The following is a 23,357-nucleotide window of genomic DNA, read 5'->3' on the forward strand; positions in this document are numbered from 1 at the left end:
CCGGCTTCCCTGCAATGTTCGGTAGGAGCGGCCTGCGGCCGCGAAACAGATTACCAGCGGCCCCAAACCCATTCGCGCTCGCAGAGCGCTCCTACCGGTGCTCCGGTACTGCAGTGTACGATCGTTCCCACGCTCTGCGTGGGAACACCCCCAGGACGCTCCGCGTCCCCTTCAGTCAAGTTCAAGGAAGAACTTATGGGCCGTAGCCGTTACCTCATCTGCGAACCAGACCAGCCACATTTTCTGACCTGCACGGTGGTGGAGTGGCTGCCACTGTTCANACAGATTACCAGCGGCCCCAAACCCATTCGCGCTCGCAGAGCGCTCCTACCGGTGCTCCGGTACTGCAGTGTACGATCGTTCCCACGCTCTGCGTGGGAACACCCCCAGGACGCTCCGCGTCCCCTTCAGTCAAGTTCAAGGAAGAACTTATGGGCCGTAGCCGTTACCTCATCTGCGAACCAGACCAGCCACATTTTCTGACCTGCACGGTGGTGGAGTGGCTGCCACTGTTCACCCGCCCGGTCCTTGTCGAGATACTGCTCGATTGCTGGCGCCATCAACGAACCCACCAAGACCTGCGCCTGTATGGCTATGTCGTGCTGGAGAATCATCTGCACTTCGTGGCGCAATCTCCTGACTTACCCAAACGGGTCAGCGCCTTCAAGTCTTACACTGCTCGGCGAATCATCGACCATCTGGAACACAACGGCCCCTGGCAGGCTCTGCAACGGCTGCGCCAATACAAGCGCACCCACAAGGTCGACCGGACCTACCAGCTTTGGCAGGAAGGCTCTCACGCAGAGTTGGTATGCAGCGAAGCAGTGATGCGGGAAAAACTCGACTATATCCACCTCAACCCCGTGAAACGAGGCTATGTGGACAGGGCGGAGCACTGGCGTTATTCGAGCGCTAGAAATTACATCGGAGAACAAGGACTGATTGAGGTGGACCGCTGGGGTTAGTACCCCAGAGAATCTCAGCCCCGGCTGGCTCCCACGCAGAGCATGGGAGCCATCAAATTTTGTGGCCACTCCCACACGATCGTTCCCACGCTCTGCGTGGGAACGTTACTCCGGACGCTCCAGCGCCCTGTAGTCGATATCCGCACACATCATATCTGCGTATATCAGTAGGAGCGACGGCCCCGTCGCGAATGACAGCACGCGGATCGATAGTCACTACCACAATACAAACCTGTCAACTCGCCTGTCATTCACCACGTGAATCAGGTTTTTTCTCCAGCCTGATGGAAGACCCGCTTTATTGACACTGACAGAGCATCAACCGTAGCTTGGATTGGCTAGTTGTCAGTGAAGAGCAGGGACGAGCAATCACGATAAAAATAAAACCATCGGAGACGCTCATGAGGATCGCACCGCCAAAGCCTCGGTTGGCTGCATGCCTGTCACTTGCGGGTCTGCTTGCGTTTGGCAGCACCAGCCTGGCCCATGCAGAGGCTGAGGCCTACGACATGCCGCACCTGCTGGTGATAGGCACCCCCGGCACCTCCAGCGGCAGCTTTGCCTCGACCAATGGCTGGGGGCCAATGCTGCAGCAAGAGCTGGGCTCCAACGTCCGCGTCGTGCCGGAAGACAGCGAAATCCAGCGGCATCGGCGCCTTACCGAGCGGCGCGATCTGCTGCTGAGCTCGGTTTCTGCCGCTGAACTGCGCTTTCAAATCCAGGGCATCGGTCACTACGCCACCATGATGCCGGTCCCACAACGCGTCATCTGGCATCACAACGATACGCCCTGGACCTTCGTCGTCGCAGGCGATTCCGATCTGCACAGCATGGACGATCTCAAACGCAGCGGTCTGCGGGTTGCCCAAGGGCAATTCTCGATCCCGATGATGACCACCGTCAGGGACGGGCTCCCGGCTTTCCTGGGTATGACCCCAGAGGAAAGCGCCACACACTTCAACTTTATCGCCGCCAGCAGCTATGTCGAAAACTGCCGGTCGGTGATTGAAGGCCGAGCCGACGTGGCCTATTGCGCATCCGTCAGTTCAGTAATGGCCGAGTTGGAAGGTGCGCCCGGTGGCATTCGCTGGCTCGCCATGGATCTGGATGACGAAGCGGGATGGCAACGCTTCCTCGAGCACAGTCCCATGGCCGTACCCGGCCCCATCACCATGGGCGTTGCCAGCGCCAGAGGCGTGGATGGCCTCGCCTCGAACTTCCTCTACGCCGCACCAGCGGATCTCGACGAAGCCCTCGCCTACACCCTGGCCAGGTGGTTTCACCAGGCCTTTGATCGCTACAAGGGCTCCCACCCGCTGTCCACACGGATGAGCCTGGAGGTGTTCCGAGACTACCTGGACCGCTCCCCTCTCCCCATTCACGAGGGCACTGTCCGCTACCTGAAGGAGATCGGTGCCTGGACCGAGGAGGACGACCGCTGGAATCAGGAGGCTATCGAGAAGATGGACAGCTGGATCTCCGCCAGGCAGGCGGCCCTGGATGAGGCCAAAGAAAAGGGAATCCAACCGGGCAGAAACAACCAAGCCTTTATGGCCATTGTGGAAAAGCATACGCACGGGCTGGAAGGCTTCCGTACCCGTCTTTGATCAAAAAAGCACGCCATACCCAGGGTTGTCATGACCAGCGTCGTCATAAACCGGGCCTGAAAAAGGATCACCATGAACACCGACACCATCACTGCTGAAGAAGCTGCACAGGGTAACGAGGTCACTCGGCTGGGTGAGGCGTATTCGTGGCAGAGCATTGCCTTTGTGCTGCTCAGCGTCTGCGGGCTGGTCACCGGGATAGCCTATATCTTCGGTTTGACCTGGGACGGCCGACGCATGCTAGAAGGTGAGTACTACTGGATCTTCATTGGCTTCTTCGCCGCAGCCGCCTTTCTGGCCCTGCCTGCCAAGTCCGGTCAGTCGAAGATACCGGTTTATGACATCCTCGCGGCTATCGCCATCTTGGCCGTGAGCTTTTACTTTGCCACCAACGCCTGGGAAATGGTCCAGGCTGGCTGGAGCAGCCTGTATCTGGGCATTGTTGTCTGGTTGTTGATGATGGAGCTGGCCCGGCGCAGTGGCGGCCTGCCGTTTCTGCTGGTGGTGCTGGTGATCGGACTCTACCCGCTGGTCGCCAACCATTTCCCTGGGCTGATCATGGGCGTGCCCTATCAGTTCGACCACATGCTGGAGTCTTACATCTTCCGCGCCGAAGGCATGATGGGCATCACCACCAAGATCGTTGCCGAGATCATCCTCGGCTTTCTGGTGTTTGCCGGGATTCTGCTGGCGACCGGAGCGGGAACCTTCTTCATCGATCTGGCTAACGCCAGTTTCGGCCGCTATCGCGGCGGTCCGGCCAAGGTGGCTGTGGTGGCCAGCGCCTTTATGGGCAGCCTGTCCGGCTCGATCTTTTCCAATATCGCCGGCACCGGCTCCATCACCATCCCGACCATGAAAAAAGCCGGCTATCCGCCCCACTACGCCGGCGCCATCGAGGCCTGCGCCTCCACCGGTGGTGTGGTCATGCCGCCGGTAATGGGCGCCATCGCTTTTGTTATGGCCATCACCATCGGCGTGGATTATGCGGTGATCATGATCGCTGCGATCCTGCCATCATTACTGTTCTACTTCGGCCTGATCCTGCAGGTCGATGCCTATGCCGCCCGCACCGGCATCAAGGGCATGCCGAAGGACGAACTGCCCTCCACCCGCAAGGTGCTGCTGAGCGGCTGGCCCTTCCTGTTCGTGATGTTGTTTCTCATGTGGGGGCTGCTGTATATGCGCTGGGAGTACTACACGCCCTGGTACGCCTGCATCCTGATGATCGGCCTGTCATTCCTGCGCAAGGAGACCCGCCTCACGCCCGCCCGCCTGTTCAGCGCGATTCGGCAGATCGGCGTACTGGTCACCCAGACCGCCGCCATCATCCTGCCAATCGCCTTTGTGGTCAGCGCCTTGACCATTACCGGCGTCACCGGCTCGGTGACATCCGGCTTGGTGAGTCTGGGCGGCGACAACGTGTTTCTGGTGATCCTGTTCGGCATCATCGCCTGCTTCATCATGGGCATGGCCGGCCTGGCCATCGTGGCCTATATCTTTCTGGCCGTCACCCTGGCCCCAGCCATTATTGAAGTCGGCGGGCTGAACACCATTGCTGTGCACTTTTTTATTGTCTACTACGCCATGCTCTCGGCCATCACCCCACCGGTCGGCGCCGCGGCTTTTCTGGCTGGCACCATAGCCGGAGCCAGGCCGATGAGAACCTCCTTCACCGCCATGCGCCTGGGCATTGTCATCTACTTTGTGCCGCTGTTTTTCCTGTTCCAGCCCGCGCTGGTTCTGCAGGGCGATCTGACACCACTGGTTTACGTATTACCCTCGATCATCGTCGGCATCATGTTGATTTCCGGCGGTCTGGAGGGCTACCTGCTCGGAGCTGGCTTGCTGAAACCCTGGCAGCGGTTACCCATGGTTGCCGCAGGCTTCGCCTTCAGCTTCCCAGGCCTGATCACAACCCTGATCGGCGGCGTGTTTTCAGCGCTGCTGGTCGCCATGGTCTGGCAGCAGAACCGAAGCAAGCCAGGGCTGGCCTGACAACCCCGATAATGGAACGAGGTAAACATGAACACGCTACGCAGCGATTTTGAAACGGCCGTACTGAATGGCCAGGACCACCTGTCCGACTGGCACGTGATCACCCAGCAGATGGTAGACGAGTACGCCGCACTGACCGGCGACGGTGAAGGTGAATGGGTCCACCTCGACCCTCAACGCGCCTCCCAGGAGCCCGACTATGGCGGCACCATCGTGCAGGGATTCTTGCAGGTGTCGCACCTGATCAAGTTGCACGCCGAAGCCATGAAAGCCCGGCCCGCCATCGACAAGAACTTTGCGCTTAACTACGGCTTTGATCGGTTGCGCTTTGTCGGCCAGATGCCGGTGGGGGTGAAGTTTAGGGCGCGTGTGGGTGCCCGTGAGCTGGTACACAAGCCCAATGGCGGCTGTTTGCTTAAGCAGCAAGTGCAGCTTGAACTGGAGGATGGACGCCCTACGCTGGTGGCGGAGTGGCTGTTTTATCTGGATGCGCGGGCGTTTGGGGAGGAATGACTGTTGGTAATCCCCCATGCAAAAAGGCTACCCAATCGGTAGCCCTTTTTGCATTTACCGCTCTTACCAATCCATCAAGCTGTAGCTGCCAACTCGGCTTCAGCTTTGGCCAGCATGGCAAACTCTTCGTCCGCAGATTTGAGTACCAGGCGTTTACGGCTGTAACCGAAGTAGTAGACCGCACCAATCACGAACAGACCAAGGGTGAAGAAGAACGCACGCGGGTCGAAGGCATAGACTCCGGTCAGCGCCACCAGCGACAGCACCAGTGCAATGCTCGAGGTCACGACCCCGCCCGGGGTGCGATAAGGCCTCAGCAGCTCCGGCTGACGTACCCGCAGCAGGATGTGACTGAACGCCATCAGTGCATAGGACACCGTAGCGCCCACCACCGCCATCGCCAGCATCAGGTCGCCCTCACCACTCAACGAAGCCAGAAAGCCGAATACACCAGGCACGATCAGAGCCCGCGCCGGTACTTTGCGCTCGGTAGTCAGCGACAACGAGGTGGGCAGGTAGCCAGCGCGTGACAGAGCGAACACCAGGCGGCTGTAGCCGTAGATGATCGAGAAGAACGAGGCCACCAGACCGGCCAGACCCAACACGTTGACCAGCGTTGCCAGACCGCCCTGGCCCGTGGCGTTGAGCGCGTCCACCAGCGGCACTTCACTACCGCCCATGGCGGCGGCACCACCAGCACCCGGCACCAGCACCACGACCAGCAGCGCGGTAAACAGCAGGAACAGCATGGCGCCGATGATACCGCGCGGCACGTCACGACCCGGATCCTTGGCCTCTTCGGCAGCCAGCGGCACGCCCTCGACAGCCAGGAACAGCCACATGGCGAACGGCAGCGCCGCCCACACCCCGTACCAGCCCAGCGGCAGCAATGCACTGGCACCAGCGGCTTCGCTGACCGGTACATCGAACAGGTTGGACACATCAAAGTGCATCACCAACGCGACCCCCGTGGCGACAATGGCGAACACCGCCAGACCGCTGATGATCATCATGGTCTTCAGCGCTTCACCAACACCCGCCAGATGAATACCAATAAACACCGCGTAGAAGGCCGCATAGACCCAGGGGCCGTTGACGCCGATCAGCGCTTCCACCGCCGCACCAATGAAGATGACAATAGCCGCCGGGGCCAGGGCATACTCGATCAGCACCGCCAGCCCGGTAAAGAAACCACCGGTCGGGCCCATGGCCTGCCGAGCAAAGCTGTAGCCACCACCAGCAGCCGGAATCGCCGCCGACATTTCCGCCAGCGACAGCACCAACGTCAGGTACATCACCGCCATCAGCACTGCGGCGATAGCGAAGCCGGCCCAGCCCGCCTCTGCAATACCAAAGTTCCAGCCGGCAAAATTACCGGAAATAACATAGGAAACACCCAACCCGGCAAGCAGGATGGCTCCTGCACTGCCGCGCTTGAGCTGCCGTTTGGCCAGATAGGCCCGATTGTCATGGGACATGATCACTCCTCAACCCAGATGATTACCACAACGTGAGCAACGCCCTCCCCGGCGTTACTCGGAAACCAGAAAATTGCGCCGGCTGGCGCCATGCTCGATCACCGCCGAGGCGCTGCGATCTTTCAGCCCCACGCCGGAGAGTTGTAGGCGCTGCGCCTCACGCAGCAGATACAGCGCCCGGTGTGCCGCCTCAGCCCAGGGCAACCCGGCAGGGCGCACGTTGGAAATGCAGTTGCGCGCCGCATCGGTCAGCCCCGGACGCGGCGCCCAGGTCAGATACAGACCAAGACTGTCCGGCGAGCTGAGCCCTGGGCGTTCACCCACCAGCAGCAACACCGCGCGCGCATTCAACAGCGCACCTATGTCATCGCCAATCGCCACCCGGCCCTGCCGTACTATGCTGATCGGTGCCAGTTGGCAGTCGGGAACCTGCTCAGCCAGCAGAGCCAGAAAAGCCTCAAGAAAGGGTGCGGCGTTCTGCTGTATCGCCAGCGACGACAGCCCATCGACTATGACGATGGCCAGATCGCTCGGCTGCTCAATGGCCTGGGCAATCAGCAACTGGCGTGAAGTCTCATCCAGACGCCGGCCCAGATCCGGGCGTTGCAGATAGGTCTGGCGGTCACTGGCCTGGCTGTGCAATTCCAGCGGCCGGCCCTGCGCCGCCAACGCCGGTACCCCAGCCAACGCCGAGCACAGCGCCGGCACATCCAGAGGGCAGTGCACGGCATCACGCGCCTGGGCATGCGATAGTTGAAAGGCCAGCAACTCGCTGGTCGGCAGGCTGATGCCGGCCCGCCCCAGACCGATACGGGCATCGGTAAAAGCACGCAGCCGCCGCCAGGGGTTTTCAATGACGGTAGGTTTCATGCCCGGCCTCCCGGTAATGCCCGCAGTGATCGGGCGAACGGCTCAGGTAAGGTCTCGTGCAGAATGTGCCGATCAGCATCACGCATGATCTGCATGCGCATCAGCCACTGTTCAAACTCAGGCGCAGGGCGCGAGCCCAGTACCCGGCGCACGTAGAGTGCATCGTGGAACGAGGTGGTCTGGTAATTGAGCATGATGTCGTCCGAGCCGGGGATGCCCATGACGAACGAGCAGCCCGCCACCCCGAGCAGGGTCAGCAGATTGTCCATGTCGTTCTGGTCGGCCTCGGCATGGTTGGTGTAGCAGACATCACAGCCCATCGGCAGGCCAAGCAGCTTGGCGCAGAAGTGATCCTCAAGCCCCGCGCGAATGATCTCCTTGCCATCGAAGAGGTACTCCGGGCCGATAAAGCCAACCACGGTATTGACCAGCAACGGGCTGAACTTGCGCGCCACCGCATAGGCCCGAGCCTCACAGGTCTGCTGATCGAGCCCGTGGTGAGCATTGGCCGACAGCGCACTACCCTGCCCGGTCTCGAAATACATCACATTGTTGCCGACACTGCCGCGCTTGAGGCTCAGCGCTGCCTGCTGGGCCTCAGCCAGGGTGGCGAGGTTGAAACCGAAGCTGCTGTTGGTCGCCTCGGTGCCGCCAATTGACTGAAATACCAGATCCACCGGGGCACCGGCGTCGATGCACTCAATGGTGTTGGTTACATGCGTAAGCACGCAGGACTGAGTGGGAATCTGGTACTTCTCGATTACCTCGGCCATCAGCGACATCAATCGCGTGGCCTGGACCACATTGTCGGTTGCCGGGTTGATGCCAATCACCGCATCGCCATTGCCGTACAAAAGACCATCGAGAATGCTTGCGGCAATACCATTCACATCATCGGTCGGGTGGTTCGGCTGCAACCGGGTCGATAGCCGCCCCGGCAGGCCAATGGTGTTGCGAAAGGCGCTGACCACATGGCACTTGCGCGCCACCAGAATCAGGTCCTGATTGCGCATGATCTTGCTAACTGCCGCCGCCATTTCCGGGGTAATACCAGCGCGCACCGACTGCAGCAGTTCAGGCGTAGCCTGATCACTGAGCAGCCAGTTACGAAAGTCACCCACAGTCAGATGGGCAATCGGCGCGAAAGCCACCCCATCATGCTCATCAATGATCAGCCGGGTGACTTCGTCCTGCTCGTAAGGCACCAGCACTTCATTGAGAAAGGTCTTGAGCGGCAGCTCGGCCAACAGCATCTGCGCCACCGCGCGCTCTTCAGCCGACAGCGCAATCACCCCGGCCAGGCGGTCGCCAGAACGTGCAGGGGTCGCCTTGGCCATCAGTTCAGCCAGATCACGGAACTGATAGGTGTGGCTACCCAGCGTGTAACGATAGGCATAACTCATGCAGTAACCTCGGGCATGCAAATTGCTGTGACCGAAATCAATGCGATGGCTGTTCCAGCCGTCTATCAAGATTTGGCAAATTTGATTTTTATTATTTAAATCAGATAGTTATAAATACACATCAGTAATCGACCAGAGTAGGATGGCTCTACCCCACAAGCGAGCGCGCAACCATGCAGCATCCAACAACCGTGAACGCACCAAACTGGAGCACGCGTGAGGCACAGGACGCCGATGAACATGCGCACAACCTGACCAACTGGCAGCAGGAATACGACCAGTTGGGTGGTGGACGTTTCTATGGCCGCATCGATGAAGTGGCACTGGAGGGTTGTCAGCTGTTCCGCGAGCACACCAACCGCGCCCTGCGTCAGCAATGCAATGTCTGGAAGGACGCGCTCTGGCTGGGCATTCCTGTGCAGAATGCCGATTGCCGCATCAACGGCCTGCCGCTCAGCGCTGAGCAACTGATGTGCCGCCCCGGTGAGCGCGATTTCGAACTTATTACCCCGGACAGCTTCGACATCTACGGCATCGTTATCCGCGAGGAAATGCTGCTAAAGCTTGCCGAGCAGCAGGAGCGCCGCATTGACCTGACCCGGCTGGCCGACAGCCCGCGTCTGAGCGTCAACAAGGGGCAACTCAACCGCATCCGGCAGATATTGCAGCAAGTGCTTGATCTGAACGCCCGTGGCCTCGGCTCCAGCCAGCAACGCCAGTTAGCCAGCGAAGCGCTGCTCGATTTGCTCGACAACAGCCCGCAGGCCGAACACAACGCGCCGAGTTACGCCCGGCGCAAACAGGTAGTGGACCGGATCAAGGTCTTGATCCACGAGCAGCCCGACGCCGACTTGAGCATTCCTGAACTCTGCCAGCGCCTGCACGTCAGCCGGCGCACCCTGCAATACAGTTTTGAAAGCATCCTCGGTATCAGCCCGCTACAGTTTCTGCGCAGCGCCCGCCTCAATCAGGTACGCCGCACCCTCAGCAACCCAGCGCCAGACAGCACGGTCGCAGCCATCGCCGCGCAGCACGGCTTCTGGCACCCCGGCCAGTTCGCCCGTGATTACAAAGCGTTATTCGGGGAAAATCCCTCGGAGACGTTCAAGCGGGTGCAGCGCCGAGGCTGACAGGGTTATCGGCCCCGTGCGCCCTCATCTACCTGGCGCGCGACCATAAACACCTCATCAGCGGAATAGAGATCACGGATAGTAGCCTCCACCTGCGCCCCCAGGGTATCGCGGTAGAGTTTTTGCGCGTGGTTGTCGGCGCGGGTATTGACAATCACATGCTTGAGACTCGAGCCCTGACGCACCAACTGTTCACGCACCAGCGGCAGCGACTGCACAATCAACCGGCGCCCGATACCCCGCCCCTGGGCCGTCGGCAGCACCGCCAACTGATCCAGTTCCAGCACAGCCTGATCACGAAAGCCGCTCTTCTGCGCCCAGAGAATGAAACCCAGCACCTGCCCTGCCTCTTCGGCCACAAAACACAAGAAACGCGGAAACGCCGCCAGCGTCGAAGCCAGCCATTGCTCCGACTGCTTCTGCCGCACAAAAGCCAGACGGTGGACCTCGGCTGCAGCAGAGAGGTCATCGGGGTGCATGGGGCGGATATGCATAATGAAAACCGTAAGTTATGAATCAGAACATGCGAAACACAGTTTACACAAACCAGACCTACGCCTTCTTTCTCACTGAAATTTTGAGGCTAACTGTCACTATTGAAACTGCAACCTCAGCGTATATCATGACTCGCCATGCAGGTTAGCCTGCCCCTTTTTCCGCCAACGCCAAGGAGTGACTGTGCGCATTTGTGTTTTTTGTGGTTCCAGCAGTGGTAATCGGCCCGACTATCTCGAAGCAGCCAATCAACTGGGTACGGCACTCGCCAAGGCGGGGATTGGTCTGGTCTATGGTGGGGCGCAGGTCGGCCTGATGGGCGAAGTCGCCAATGCGGCACTGGCTGCCGGTGGCGAAGTCATCGGGGTAATCCCCAAGGCACTGGTGGATCGCGAGCTGGCCCATGAAGGGCTGACTAAACTCAAGGTGGTCGGCTCCATGCACGAACGCAAGGCCATGATGGCCGAGCTGTCCGACGGTTTCATTGCCCTGCCCGGCGGCGTCGGCACTTTTGAAGAGCTGTTCGAAGTCTGGACCTGGGCCCAGCTTGGTCATCATCGCAAGCCCTGCGCAGTGTTCAATGTCAGCGGCTATTACGACAAGCTGATCGACTTTCTAGACCACTGTGTCGAGCAGGGCTTTTTCAAGCCGGTGTACCGCGACATGCTGATCGTAGAGCCGAGTGTCGAAAGCCTGCTGCAGGCCGTAAGCGACTATCAGCCACCCCGCGTGGTGAAATGGATCAATAGCGAGCAAACCTGAACGCAGGCAAAGATTGCACCGCAGCGGCAAAGGTCGCAGGATAAGCGCATCCGCCAGCGCCGAAAGCGACCTGATGCCAATAACGACATCCAGCCCACCCATTCGCCAGCCCTGCCCTCCCGGCACCTGCATTTGCAACCGGGATGCCCTGCTGGACAACCCCGCAGCCGACCCGCGCATTCTGCTGCTGACCCAGCATGAAGAAAAGCGCCTGCTGGCGCGACTGGAAAACTGTGCCAGCCTGGACGACCTGCGCAAACTGCAACAGCGCATGGAGCAACAACTGGGGCTACGCACCGAAATAACCCCTGGCCACAACGAAGTGCGCAGCATGCGCGGCATCCGGATTGTGGTCCATGAGCAGGACGGCTTATGCCGTAAAATCCGCCAATCCATCCCGGCCGCCATTCGCCGGGGGCTGGAACGTAATCCAGAAGTTGCGTACGAGCTGCTCAACGAGCACGATCTGCTCAGAGGAACCTGAGCAGATCCCAGGAGTGCTCATGCGCTACGCAACCGCGCAGCCGCCTTGCTCAAAGCCTGTTCCGTCGCGCTCCAGCCCAGGCAACCATCGGTGATCGACACCCCGTAACGCAGCTCAGCCTTGAGCGGCTGGCAGCCATCGAACAGATGACCTTCGAGCATAACCCCACGCAAGGTGTTGTCGCCTGCCAGGCGCTGATCAATGACCGAGTCAAGCACCGCCGGCTGCTTGAGCGGGTCTTTGCCACTGTTGGCATGGCTGCAATCGACAATCAGCTTGGCTTCGATACCCTGCTTGTCCAGCGCAGCCTTGGCCTCGGCTACTGCCGCCGGATGGAAGTTGGGGCCCGCGTGACCACCACGCAGGACCAGATGGGTGTCAGGGTTACCCTGAGTCTGGATCAGCGCCGGCAGGCCATGATCGTCGACGCCGAAGTGCTGGTGCGGATGCGCAGCCGAACGCATGGCGTCGCAGGCAATCGCCAGGCTACCGTCAGTGCCGTTCTTGAAGCCAACCGGCAAATCCAAACCGCTAACCATTTCCCGATGGATCTGCGACTCACTGGTACGAGCGCCAATCGCCGCCCAACTGAGCAGATCATCCAGGTAACCGGTCGCCAGTGGCTGCAACAGCTCAGTCGCGACCGGCAAGCCACGCTCAGCAATGGCCAGCATCAACCGCCGTGACAGCGCCAGCCCTTCGGCCATATCACTGCTGCCATCCAGATGCGGATCGTACAACAGGCCTTTCCAACCTACTGTAGTGCGCGGTTTTTCAACGTAGGCGCGCATCACCAGCAGCAGTTGATCACCGACCTGAGCATTCAACTCGGCCAGGCGGTCGGCGTATTCCAGTGCCGCCACCGGATCGTGCAGGGAACAGGGCCCCACGATCACCAGCAGACGCCGGTCGGCACCATCGAGTACGGCGCGAATGCTGTTGCGTTGTTGCTCAATCTGCTCGGCAAGCGCAGCCTTGAGCGGCAGGCGCTGGCGCAGAATGGCCGGAGTTGGCAGCGGCTGGCTGCGGCGACGGGCGGGTGACGAAGTATCGATCAGGGTCAGGTCGCGGGCTGACAGGGCGGTAACGGTAGCAGTCATGATTCGGGTTCCTTGGCCGGGCGCCTCTCGCGCCTCGGCACTAGCGAAGTGTTCGTAAATGGTGTCCGGATGTGCAGGCGTTAGCGCTGCTAAATCGCCAGGTGCGGTAATAACCCGAGTAGGTGCGGTAAGTGTTCATCTGTGCTGTCCTCATTGCTGCATGGCAAAAACAAAAAACCCCGGTCGGGTTGCCGACCGGGGTTTTGCTGTGTCTGGTGGCGACCCTGAAACACGGGCGCCTGTTGGGGTATCAGGCGCGCAAGCGGCTAAACCAATATCCAAAATAGAAATACCCATTGCCCAGCAACGACAGCGCACAAACCGCCGCAGCGCGAAGGGCGCTGGTGCGAGTAAGGCTGTGTGCAATGCTGGATGACATGGATAGCTCCGATTTAACTGAGTTCGACTCTAACGGATCAGCGGCTGGCCTGGCAAGTCCCAGATAAAATACTGATCCTGGGAGCCTTGAGCATCTGCTCAAGGCAGGGGATGCAGCGAGTTCTCAGCGGGAGCAGATGCTCCCGCCTCCCAGGAGGAAAGCCCAGAATCTCAACTCACCACCCGATAACAAGGCTCATAGGCCGTGCCGCCTGGAAGTTTCATTCGCTGCTGGTCGACGAAGGCCTGCAGCAGTCGGTCGAGCGGTTGCATCACACTGGGGTCGCCATGAATTTCATAGGGACCGTGTTGCTCGATCAGGCGGATGCCGCGGTCCTTGACGTTGCCGGCAACAATGCCGGAGAACGCCTGGCGCAGGCTGGCAGCCAGTTGGTGGGCCGGCAGCTCTCGACGCAGTTGCAGGGCTGACATGTTGTCGTGGGTCGGATCGAACGGACGCTGGAAGCTTTCGTCGACCTTGAGTAGCCAGTTGAAATGAAAGGCATCATCACGCTCACGGCGGAACTGGCTCACGGCCTTGAGCCCTTTGGCCATCTGCCGGGCAACCTCCGAGGGGTTGTCGATGATCACCTGGTAACGGGCCTGAGCCTTGTCACCCAGGGTAGCGCCAACAAATTCATGCAACTGGCGCAGATAGGCCTCGGCGCAGCGCGGACCGGTAAGAATGACCGGGAATGGCAGATCGGCGTTGTCCGGGTGCATCAAAATGCCGAGCAAGTACAGAAACTCCTCGGCAGTCCCTGCTCCACCAGGGAATACAATGATCCCGTGACCAACCCGCACGAAAGCTTCCAAACGTTTTTCGATGTCAGGCAGGATCACCAGTTCGTTGACGATCGGGTTGGGGGCTTCGGCGGCGATGATGCCGGGCTCACTCAGGCCCAGGTAGCGGCCGTTAATGATTCGCTGCTTGGCATGGGCGATGGTTGCCCCTTTCATCGGCCCCTTCATCACTCCCGGACCACAGCCGGTGCAGATATCCAGGCTGCGCAACCCCAGTTCATGACCAACCTTCTTGCTGTACTTGTATTCCTCGATGCTGATCGAGTGCCCGCCCCAGCAGACCACCATTTTCGGCTCTACCCCAGGTCGCAGGGTGCGGGCGTTGCGCAGCAAGTGAAAGACGTAATCGGTAATCCCCTGCGAGCTGCTCAGGTCAGCCCCTGGCTGGCCCAGATCGCTGGCGGTATAAACGATATCGCGCAGAGCGCTGAACAGCATTTCCCGGGTGCTGGCAATCATGTCACCATCAACGAAAGCATCGGCCGGGGCGTTGATCAGCTCCAGCCGCACCCCTCGGTCTTCCTGATGAATGCGGACCTCAAAATCCCGGTAGGCTTCCAGCACCGTCTTGGCGTTGTCGCTTTGCGCTCCGGTGTTGAGAATCGCCAGGGCACACTGGCGAAACAGCTCATAGGCACTGCCCGAGCCGACTTCACTCAACTGCTGAACTTCACGTTGGGACAGGGTTTCCAGGCTACCCTTGGGGTGTACCGATACTTTCTTGACTACATCTTGGCGCATGCATTTTTCCAGTCAGAGGTTCCTTTATCCCCACATACTACCAGCAGCAACGAGCCTCATACCCAGCCATCGTTACGCTTACGTCGCCGGAACATGCTCGGCAGGATCAACCCGGCCAGCAAGCCGACCCCGGCAATGCTCCCACCGTAGACCATGTAATCCATCATCGCCCCACGATTTTCATCACCCAGGCGTGCCTGGACGCTGCGCAGCTCTGACTGAGTGGCACTCAACTCTTCATTCAAAGCGGAGCGCATTGCCTCCAGCTCTTCGATCAGGGCCTTGCGAGAGTCCAGAGTTTCCTGCATGCCCTGCACCCGGGTTTCCCAGGTTTCATTGATGCTGCCCAGCTCAGCACTGAGCTCAGCTACTCTCTGTTCCAGTTGCGGCAAACGCTCGGCCTGCCCCGGTACTTCTTGCAAATCGGCGCTGGGAATCCAGACCAGGCTGCCTGACTCACTGCGTACCTGGCTGTAATTGCCCTGGCTGGCTACCAGTTCAACACGCTGCCCGGACTGCAGGGTACCAACGATCCGATAGCCATCGGTCGGGCCACTGCGCACGTAGGTGCTCAAGCTATCGCTGACCCAGCGAGTATTGTCACTCTGGGCCTGAAGAACGCCGCTGAACAACAGCATACCGCCCAGCAGGCAGGCCACCGGCACATAGCGCAGACGGGAAGAACGATTGAAACGGGGTACTGATGCGGTTAGGTGACGAGTCATGGGCATACATATCTTCAATTCAATACGGATTTCCCCTTCGATAACCTCGCAGGGTGTCGAAAGGCGGTACAGTCAAGCTCCACTTATGGGCTCCGCCAGCCAAGAGACATTTCAATTTGTGTCAAGTTCACTCCTGGCCCGAGATCCGACCATACTCATCCGAGCCAGGCATGGGAAATGAATGCGCTACCCAAGCGTCCGGCTTGTGCGCTGGCTCACACCTGAGCGGTACCATGCACTCAGAAAAACACAGCCACTGAAGCTAAACGGCCTGTTCCAATCTATAGTCAACTACAGGGGATGGAATTAACCGACAGTTGCACGGTCACTATGGTTATAGACCAGCATGACCGGGCTGAACCCCACAGGTTCTCCGCAAGGAGCCGACATGGCCAGGCAACCTATGGCATTACCCAGTTTCGATGAACTGCGAACTATGGCCGAACAGCGGCCGGATGACCTGGAACGTCTGCGCGAACGCATGATCAACGAAATCCTTGAAGACCTGCCCGAACCTAGGCGGCGGCGTCTGCTGGGATTGATCTTTCGGATCGAATTGGAACGCAAACGCGCCAAGACTCCCATGCAAGCCTGTCTCAAAATCTCGCAAATGATGATGGACTCGGTCTGCGAATTACGTGAAGTCATGCTCAACGGCCCTTCCGCTCAGCGCTCTGAATCGATCCAAGCCCGGATTATCCCGTTCAAACCTCGCCAGACCAGACACTGACACTGGTTGCTGGCCCGAGCAGCTCCACACGGCCTACACTGTGCGCCCCACTACCCTTTTCCGGACCCGCATGAAACTCAGCGCAAGCCACCTTGAACAGATCAGCGGATTGACTCTCGGACACTACCAAAACCAGGCCGAAAGCTTTCGCGCCGGCACTTGGGAGCATGACGTCAGCCAAAACATCGACGCCCTGCTACGCCACATACCAGGCCAAGCCCCTTTTGATTTGCTCGACCTGGGCTGCGGACCGGGGCGCGACCTCTGCACCTTCAACCAACTCGGGCACCGCCCCATAGGTCTCGACGGCTGCCCCCGATTCGTCGAAATGGCCCACCAGGCCAGCGGCTGTGAAGTCTGGCATCAGGATTTTCTTGACCTGCAATTGCCTGGCAACCGGTTTGACGGCATTTTTGCCAACGCCGTACTGTTTCATATCCCCAGTCAGGAGTTGCCCCGCGTGCTCAAACAGCTTTATGCCAGCCTCAAGCCAGCCGGCATCCTGTTCAGCTCTAATCCCCGGGGCAATAACGAAGAAGGCTGGAACGATGACCGCTACGGTTGTTATTACAACTGGCCCACCTGGCGTGCATTGCTGCAGGACGCCGGGTTCATAGAGCTCGAACACTACTACCGCCCCCAGGGTTTACCCCGCGCCCAACAGCCCTGGCTCGCCAGCGTCTGGCGCCGCCCAGCCCCCTGACTCAACCACACCTTTGCCCGCATGCCTTCGCGACCGCAGACAGCTCCTACCCCAAGCACACCGCACCACCGGTAGGAGCGCTCTGCGAGCGCGAACAGATCTGTCTGGTAGTAATAACCAAACATCACACCCGGCAATAAAGCCTCTCACCCCCACCAAGCCGACTAGAATCGAGAATCAAATCACAACAACAAGGATGCTCCATGCCAGGCCGCTTCTCCCTGACAGTACTCGCTACCCTGATCAGCACTTGCAGCTTCGCTGCCAGCTATTCGCCCCCTGAAGTTCTGGTTGCGCCATCTGCATTCAAAGGAGTCCATGGTCTGGCCGTAGACCAGCAAGGTCGTCTGCTGGCCGGCAGTGTGGTAGGCAACAGCATCTATCAGGTCGATATAGAGACGGGCCAGGTGAGCACCTTCATTGGCCCGGACCAGGGACAGGCCGATGACATCGCCATTGGCCCGCGCGGGGAAATGGCCTGGACCGGTTTCTACTCAGGCCAGGTGCTGTACCGGGAAACTGATCAGGCCCCCATCAGGGTGCTGGCTGACGGCCTGCCGGGTATCAACTCGATTGCCTTCAACCAGGACACCGGCGCCCTTTATGCCAGCCAGGTATTTCTCGGCGATGCGCTGTGGGAAATTGACATCAACGCGCAGCAACCGCCACGGCTGATAGGCAAAGACCTTGGTGGCTTCAACGGCTTTGAGGTGGGACAAGATGGCTGGCTTTATGGCCCCCTGTGGTTCAAGGGACAAGTGGTTCGCATTGATCCTGCCAGCACCAGACAAGAAGTGGTTGCCGACGGATTCGGCACCCCGGCGGCCGTCAATTTCGACAGCAAGGGCAACCTGTACGTCGTCGACACCCTCACCGGGCAGTTGCTGCGCATCACTGCCGAGAACCGGCAGGTCGAACAGGTCGCCCAGCTGGCCAGCTCGCTCGACAACCTGGCAATTGATCAGCAGGACCGCATTTTCGTCTCCAACATGGCCGACAACAGCATCCAGCAGATCAACCCGTTAACAGGTGAAAGCCGTGTGATTACCCAGGGTGATCTGGCCGTACCGGCCGGCCTGACCCTGAGCGAAGACGCCAAGACCCTCTATATCAGCGATATTTTTACTTTTCGCGCGGTTAACACTGAAACAGGTCAGGTTCGCGATATTCGCCGGGCCCACGGATCTGACGTCGAGTACCCCACCGCTGTTGGCCTGGGGCAAAAGCAGTTGCTGCTGACCAGCTTCGCCACTGGCACCCTGCAAATCCTGAACCGCAGCGATTACAGCACTCAGGCCATGATCCATGGGCTCAACGCGCCCAGTGCCGCGGTCGAGCTGGAGCCCGGCCGGGTGGTGGTCAGCGAAATGGGGGCAGGCACCCTGGTGATACTCAGCGGCGAGCAATGGCAGGAACGACAGCCCCTTGCTCAGGGTCTGCAAGGGCCAGTACAGATGGTCCGGGGCCAGGATGGCATGCTCTACCTGACCGAGGCTGCCGGTTTCCTCACCCAGGTAGATCCTAGTAGTGGTCAAATCACACGCCTGGCCCAGGACCTATTGATGCCTGAAGGACTGGCCCAACAGGCCGATGGTCAGTTCATCATTGCCGAAACTGCCGCCCAGCGCCTGACCCTGGTGAATCCGGAAAACGGCGAACGCCGAGTGCTTGCCGAAAACCTGCCGATCGGCTTCCCCGCCGGCCCCGGGATGCCACCCAGCGGTATCCCGACTGGCGTGGCGGTAGATAACAACGGAGTGATTTACTTCGGCTCGGATATCGATAACGGACTGTATCGAATAAAGCCCGAACACTGAGCCATCCTGCCCCTCCGAGCCGTCAGACAGTTCCAGCATCGCGCAGGTGCCGGGCGGCACTCCGACGACGCTACCCAGGCCACCCTCCGATCTCTGTATTTCAGTGGCCGGCAATCACCTGCCTGAGCACGTAATGCAAAATCCCGCCAGCCTTGAAGTAATCGATCTCGTTACCGGTATCGATTCGGCACCTGGCCTTGAACTCGATACGCTCGCCGTTGGTGCGGGTGGCTCTTACGTTCAGCAGTTGCCCCGGCTTGAGTTCATCATCGATACCCAGCACATCGATGACTTCATGACCGTCCAGCTCCAGGCTGGCCACCGACTCACCATCAACGAATTGCAGCGGCAATACCCCCATGCCTACCAAGTTGGAGCGGTGAATCCGCTCGAAACTCTCAGCGATCACCGCCTTAACCCCCAGCAGATTGGTGCCCTTGGCCGCCCAGTCACGGCTTGAGCCAGTACCGTATTCCTTGCCTGCCAGCACCACCAGCGCAGTGCCGTCACGCTGGTAACGCATGGCGGCATCATAAATCGACATCCGCTCGCCGCTGGGCACATGGATGGTCTCGCCGCCTTCCTCCCCAGCCAGCATCAGGTTGCGGATGCGAATATTGGCGAAGGTGCCGCGCATCATCACTTCATGATTGCCGCGCCGCGAGCCATAGGAGTTGAAGTCTTCGGGTTTGACGCCCAGGCTCTGCAAGTACTCACCCGCGGGCGAGCTGGCCTTGATATTACCCGCCGGCGAAATGTGATCAGTGGTGATCGAGTCACCGAACACCGCCAGCACGCGGGCTTGCTCAACCGGCTCAAGCCCAACCAATGGCTCGTCGATCCGCTCGAAAAATGGCGGGTGCTGAACGTAGGTAGACTGGCTATCCCACTGGTAAGTCTTGCCTTCACCGACCTGAATAGACCTCCAGTGTTCATCGCCGGTAAACACATCGGCATAGCGCTCACGGAACATGCTGTCCTCGACCAGCGCCACGGCCTCGGCGATTTCCGCATTGCTGGGCCAGATATCCTTGAGAAATACCGGTTTGTTGTTGCTGTCCAGCCCCAACGGCTCATCGTGCAGGTTGATTCGGGAACTGCCAGCCAGCGCGTAGGCCACCACCAGCGGCGGCGAAGCCAACCAGTTGGCCTTGACCTGCGGATGCACCCGGCCTTCGAAGTTGCGGTTGCCGGACAACACTGCCGAAACCACCAGATCCTGCTCACTGACCGCCTTGGCAATCGGCTCCGGCAGCGGCCCCGAGTTGCCGATACAGGTGGTGCAGCCATAGCCGACCAGATTGAAGCCCAACTGATCCAGGTAGTCGGTCAGACCAGCCTTGAGCAAATAATCGGTGACCACCTTGGAACCCGGCGCCAGCGATGACTTGACCCATGGCCGGCGTTTCAGCCCACGCTGCACAGCCTTTTTCGCCAGCAGCCCGGCGGCCATCATCACGCTTGGATTGGAGGTATTGGTGCAGGAGGTAATCGCCGCGATCACCACCGCGCCATGGCCCAGAGTGAACTCTTCGCCAGCCATGTGCACCGAAGCCAGACCCCGGGGGCTACCAACCGCCGTACCGCCACCCTCGCCTTCCAGTCTGGCCTGATCCTGATCGGCCGGAGCCACCTGCAACGCCAGCAGTTCATTGAAGGCCTTGGGCACATCGCCGAGCGCCACACGGTCCTGCGGCCGTCGCGGCCCGGCCAGGCTGGCCTCAACCTGGCCCATATCCAGATGCAGCGTGTCGGTGAAAAGTGGCTCATGACCCGGCTCACGCCACAGACCCTGGGCCTTGCTGTAGGCCTCGACCCGCGCCACCAGTTCATCACTGCGCCCACTCAGGCGCAGATAGCCCAGAGTCACGTCGTCAATTGGGAAGAATCCACAAGTCGCGCCATACTCGGGCGCCATATTGGCGATAGTCGCCCGGTCGGCCAACGGCAGATCAGCCAGGCCATCGCCATAAAATTCGACAAATTTGCCGACCACACCCTTCTGGCGCAGCATCTGGGTCACGGTCAGCACCAGATCGGTAGCGGTCATGCCCTCGCGCAACTTGCCGGTCAGCTTGAAGCCGATCACCTCGGGGATCAGCATCGACACCGGCTGACCCAGCATCGCCGCCTCAGCTTCAATACCGCCAACACCCCAGCCCAACACCCCCAGGCCATTGACCATGGTGGTGTGCGAGTCGGTACCAACCAGCGTGTCCGGATAAGCCCAGCGCTCGCCGTCACGCTCTTCGGCCCAGATACTCTGGGCCAGATACTCAAGATTAACCTGATGGCAGATACCCGTGCCCGGTGGCACCACCCGGAAATTGTCGAAGGCCTTCTGCCCCCAGCGCAAGAACGCATAGCGCTCACCATTGCGCTGCATCTCGATGGCGACGTTGTCATGAAACGCCGAAGCATCGGCAAAACGGTCAACCATCACCGAATGATCAATCACCAGATCAACCGGCGACAACGGGTTGATCCGCTGTGGATCACCACCGGCCTTAGCCACCGCCTCACGCATGGCTGCCAGATCAACCACCGCCGGCACCCCGGTGAAATCCTGCATCAGTACCCGGGCCGGGCGGTATTGAATCTCACGATCGGAGTGCCGGGCCTTGAGCCAGTCAGCCATCGCCTGAATGTCATCCCGGGTGACAGTCACGCCATCCTCGTGACGCAACAGGTTCTCCAGCAGCACCTTGAGCGACATCGGCAAGCGGCTGATATCGCCCAGTGCCTGAGCAGCTTTGGGCAGCGCATGATAGCGATAGCTGGTGCTTCCAACCTGCAAGGTGCTGAGGGTATCCAGACTGTTGGGCATGACCGCAACCTCCTTTTAGTGGTAGTTCTGCATCAGGCTTATGCTCTACTGTTATACTCACCACGGTATGGCAGTACAGAGAACATTTATCCCGGCCTTACTCAAGAACCCATGACTCAGGCCGATATACCCAGCATAGACAAGAATCTCGGCCACCGTTGCCCAATGGCCACCCGCTGCACAGGACACCCCCATGCGTAACAACCAGCCCGTCACTCAACGCGAACGCACTTTCAGTGACAGCCAACGACTGATCTCCACTACCGACCTCAAGGGCATCATCACCTACTGCAATGACGCTTTTGTGGACATCAGCGGTTTCAGCCGCGAGGAGCTGATCGGCAGCCCGCACAACCTGGTCCGCCACCCGGATGTTCCTGCCGCGGTGTTCGAACACATGTGGAAAGACCTGAAAGCCGGACGCAGCTGGATGGGGATCGTCAAGAATCGCAGCAAGAACGGTGACCACTACTGGGTCAACGCCTTCGTCACGCCAATCTGGGAGAAAGGCCAGGTGGCCGGTTTCGAGTCGGTCCGGGTCAAGACCACTGCAGGCCAGGTCAGCCGTGCCGAGGCACTGTACAGCCGCTTGAACAAGGGCCAGAAAGCCATCCGCACTGACTGGGCCGGCAGCGTCTCGCAAGTGCTGCCGGTCACCGCCCTGACCGCGCTGGGTGCAGTTGCTGGATTGGCTCTGGGCGGCTGGGGCATTGTACTGGCAGCAGCGCTGGGCGTACCTTCGGCCTTTGCCCTGAAAGCGCTGCACGAGCAGCGACTGCAACGCATTCTGCAAGCTGCCGACAACAGCATCAGCGACCCACTGCTGGCCCAGATGTACACCCCTTACAACGGTACACTGGGACAACTGGAAATGGCCCTGCACAGTCAGCAGGCTCGGTTGCGTACCTGTCTGACCCGGCTGCTCGACAGCGCCGAGCAACTGCGCCTGCAAGCCGGCGAAGCCAGCCACCTGGCCGGCGAAAGCCACAAAGGTCTGAGCCGGCAACGGCAGGAAACCGATCTGGTAGCTACCGCCATCAATGAAATGGCAGCGGCCACTCAGGAAGTTTCCGGCAACGTCCAGCGCGCCGCCGAAGCCACCCGTGACGCCAACGAACTGGCCAACCACGGCAAGGTGGTGGCGAGCAAGACCCGCGACGCCATCGAACTGCTGTCCGCATCGGTCAACTCGGCCGCCAGCGTCTCGGCGCAACTGGCCAGCGATGCCAAGGAGATTGGCACCGTGGTCGATGTGATCAAGGGGATTGCCGAACAGACCAACCTGCTGGCCCTCAACGCCGCCATCGAAGCGGCCCGGGCCGGTGAGCAGGGACGTGGTTTTGCCGTGGTAGCCGATGAGGTCCGGGCCTTGGCCAGCCGTACCGCCGACTCAACCGAGCAGATTCATGGACTGATCGCCAACCTGCAACAGGCTGCCCAACGCGCCGTGGATACCATGCGTGCCGGCAACGAGCAGGCTGAAGTCGGGGTGGCTCAGGTGATTGAAGCTGATGAGGCGCTGGATGGCATTCGCGCGGCCATCGAACGGATCAACGACATGGCCAACCAGATTGCCAGTGCCGCTGAAGAGCAGAGTGCGGTAGCAGAAGAGATCAACCGCAACGTGGTGAATATCGCGACCCTGTCCGACACCACTGCCGATCAGGCCCAACGCAGCGCCAGCCTCAGCCAGGAACTGGCAGGCACCGCCGCCAATCAGGCCGCACTGGTAGAGCGCTTCAACCGGCGTTGATCGGCCCCCGGGAGGCGGGAGCATCTGCTCCCGCTGCGAACTCTCTGCACCCACATCCTGGAGCAGATGCTCCA

Annotated in this window: 19 protein-coding genes; 11 read left to right on the forward strand and 8 right to left on the reverse strand. The window is 59.9% G+C overall.

Annotation, left to right across the window (positions count from 1 at the left end; genetic code table 11):
* The first annotated feature begins 431 nt into the window (after positions 1 to 431).
* From C2846_RS15115 to C2846_RS15130, 4 genes are all read left to right on the forward strand, one after another.
* Positions 432 to 965 (forward strand): REP-associated tyrosine transposase, encoded by a 534-nt coding sequence (locus C2846_RS15115; RefSeq protein ID WP_119701839.1) that lies wholly within the window; start codon positions 432 to 434, stop codon positions 963 to 965.
* A gap of 401 nt (positions 966 to 1,366) precedes the next feature.
* The gene (locus tag C2846_RS15120; protein WP_119701840.1) at positions 1,367 to 2,572 is read left to right on the forward strand and encodes a TAXI family TRAP transporter solute-binding subunit; all 1,206 of its coding nucleotides are present in this window, start codon (positions 1,367 to 1,369) and stop codon (positions 2,570 to 2,572) included.
* A 72-nt stretch (positions 2,573 to 2,644) separates the two neighbouring features.
* The gene (locus C2846_RS15125) at positions 2,645 to 4,570 is read left to right on the forward strand and encodes a TRAP transporter permease (protein WP_119701841.1); all 1,926 of its coding nucleotides are present in this window, start codon (positions 2,645 to 2,647) and stop codon (positions 4,568 to 4,570) included.
* A 27-nt stretch (positions 4,571 to 4,597) separates the two neighbouring features.
* Positions 4,598 to 5,083: a MaoC/PaaZ C-terminal domain-containing protein gene (locus C2846_RS15130; protein WP_119701842.1), complete on the forward strand. Its 486-nt coding sequence runs from the start codon at positions 4,598 to 4,600 to the stop codon at positions 5,081 to 5,083.
* A gap of 74 nt (positions 5,084 to 5,157) precedes the next feature.
* On the opposite strand, the gene eat is transcribed toward C2846_RS15130, so the two are convergent.
* The 3 genes from eat to C2846_RS15145 are packed head-to-tail and all read right to left on the reverse strand — an operon-like array spanning position 5,158 to position 8,834.
* Positions 5,158 to 6,561 (reverse strand): ethanolamine permease, encoded by a 1,404-nt coding sequence (gene eat, locus C2846_RS15135; protein ID WP_119701843.1) that lies wholly within the window; start codon positions 6,559 to 6,561, stop codon positions 5,158 to 5,160.
* Positions 6,562 to 6,615: 54 nt separating this feature from the next.
* Entirely contained in the window at positions 6,616 to 7,431 is an 816-nt protein-coding gene (gene eutC / locus C2846_RS15140; protein WP_080050180.1) for an ethanolamine ammonia-lyase subunit EutC, read from the reverse strand.
* On the reverse strand, positions 7,428 to 8,834 hold the full coding sequence (locus C2846_RS15145) for an ethanolamine ammonia-lyase subunit EutB (protein ID WP_080050179.1): 1,407 nt from the start codon (positions 8,832 to 8,834) through the stop codon (positions 7,428 to 7,430). The genes eutC and C2846_RS15145 overlap by 4 nt, the downstream gene beginning before the upstream one ends.
* 191 nt (positions 8,835 to 9,025) lie before the next feature.
* Here C2846_RS15145 and C2846_RS15150 point away from each other — a divergent pair, with 191 nt between their 5' ends.
* Positions 9,026 to 9,964, forward strand: a complete 939-nt coding sequence (locus tag C2846_RS15150) for a helix-turn-helix domain-containing protein (protein WP_205890233.1) — start codon at positions 9,026 to 9,028, stop codon at positions 9,962 to 9,964.
* A 5-nt stretch (positions 9,965 to 9,969) separates the two neighbouring features.
* On the opposite strand, the gene C2846_RS15155 is transcribed toward C2846_RS15150, so the two are convergent.
* On the reverse strand, positions 9,970 to 10,458 hold the full coding sequence (locus tag C2846_RS15155; RefSeq protein ID WP_205890235.1) for a GNAT family N-acetyltransferase: 489 nt from the start codon (positions 10,456 to 10,458) through the stop codon (positions 9,970 to 9,972).
* 178 nt (positions 10,459 to 10,636) lie between these two features.
* Here C2846_RS15155 and C2846_RS15160 point away from each other — a divergent pair, with 178 nt between their 5' ends.
* Complete coding sequence (locus tag C2846_RS15160; protein ID WP_205890237.1) at positions 10,637 to 11,221, forward strand: LOG family protein; 585 nt, start codon at positions 10,637 to 10,639, stop codon at positions 11,219 to 11,221.
* A gap of 73 nt (positions 11,222 to 11,294) precedes the next feature.
* Positions 11,295 to 11,705 (forward strand): hypothetical protein, encoded by a 411-nt coding sequence (locus tag C2846_RS15165; RefSeq protein ID WP_080050176.1) that lies wholly within the window; start codon positions 11,295 to 11,297, stop codon positions 11,703 to 11,705.
* A 17-nt stretch (positions 11,706 to 11,722) separates the two neighbouring features.
* Here C2846_RS15165 and C2846_RS15170 read toward each other — a convergent pair whose 3' ends face one another.
* The 3 genes from C2846_RS15170 to C2846_RS15180 form a co-directional block, all read right to left on the reverse strand.
* Positions 11,723 to 12,805, reverse strand: a complete 1,083-nt coding sequence (locus C2846_RS15170) for a 3-deoxy-7-phosphoheptulonate synthase (protein WP_119701845.1) — start codon at positions 12,803 to 12,805, stop codon at positions 11,723 to 11,725.
* Positions 12,806 to 13,354: 549 nt separating this feature from the next.
* Positions 13,355 to 14,728 carry a nucleotide 5'-monophosphate nucleosidase PpnN gene (ppnN, locus tag C2846_RS15175; protein WP_080050174.1) on the reverse strand — a complete coding sequence of 458 codons (1,374 nt, stop codon included), beginning with the start codon at positions 14,726 to 14,728 and terminating at the stop codon, positions 13,355 to 13,357.
* Positions 14,729 to 14,784: 56 nt separating this feature from the next.
* Positions 14,785 to 15,453: a TIGR04211 family SH3 domain-containing protein gene (locus C2846_RS15180; protein WP_373279446.1), complete on the reverse strand. Its 669-nt coding sequence runs from the start codon at positions 15,451 to 15,453 to the stop codon at positions 14,785 to 14,787.
* 388 nt (positions 15,454 to 15,841) lie between these two features.
* Between C2846_RS15180 and C2846_RS15185 the strand changes: the two genes are divergently transcribed.
* From C2846_RS15185 to C2846_RS15195, 3 genes are all read left to right on the forward strand, one after another.
* The gene (locus C2846_RS15185; protein WP_165443836.1) at positions 15,842 to 16,183 is read left to right on the forward strand and encodes a DUF3135 domain-containing protein; all 342 of its coding nucleotides are present in this window, start codon (positions 15,842 to 15,844) and stop codon (positions 16,181 to 16,183) included.
* A gap of 70 nt (positions 16,184 to 16,253) precedes the next feature.
* Positions 16,254 to 16,886 carry a class I SAM-dependent methyltransferase gene (locus tag C2846_RS15190; protein ID WP_080050171.1) on the forward strand — a complete coding sequence of 211 codons (633 nt, stop codon included), beginning with the start codon at positions 16,254 to 16,256 and terminating at the stop codon, positions 16,884 to 16,886.
* A 203-nt stretch (positions 16,887 to 17,089) separates the two neighbouring features.
* Positions 17,090 to 18,703 (forward strand): Vgb family protein, encoded by a 1,614-nt coding sequence (locus C2846_RS15195; RefSeq protein ID WP_119701846.1) that lies wholly within the window; start codon positions 17,090 to 17,092, stop codon positions 18,701 to 18,703.
* A 100-nt stretch (positions 18,704 to 18,803) separates the two neighbouring features.
* Here the strand turns inward: C2846_RS15195 and acnA are convergent, their stop codons facing one another.
* A complete protein-coding gene (gene acnA, locus C2846_RS15200) occupies positions 18,804 to 21,530 on the reverse strand; it encodes an aconitate hydratase AcnA (protein ID WP_119701847.1) in 2,727 nt (908 codons plus the stop codon).
* 193 nt (positions 21,531 to 21,723) lie between these two features.
* Between acnA and C2846_RS15205 the strand changes: the two genes are divergently transcribed.
* The gene (locus C2846_RS15205) at positions 21,724 to 23,283 is read left to right on the forward strand and encodes a methyl-accepting chemotaxis protein (RefSeq protein WP_119701848.1); all 1,560 of its coding nucleotides are present in this window, start codon (positions 21,724 to 21,726) and stop codon (positions 23,281 to 23,283) included.
* Positions 23,284 to 23,357: the final 74 nt, after the last annotated feature.

Source organism: Pseudomonas jilinensis (assembly GCF_003586265.1).
Taxonomy (GTDB): domain Bacteria; phylum Pseudomonadota; class Gammaproteobacteria; order Pseudomonadales; family Pseudomonadaceae; genus Halopseudomonas; species Halopseudomonas phragmitis.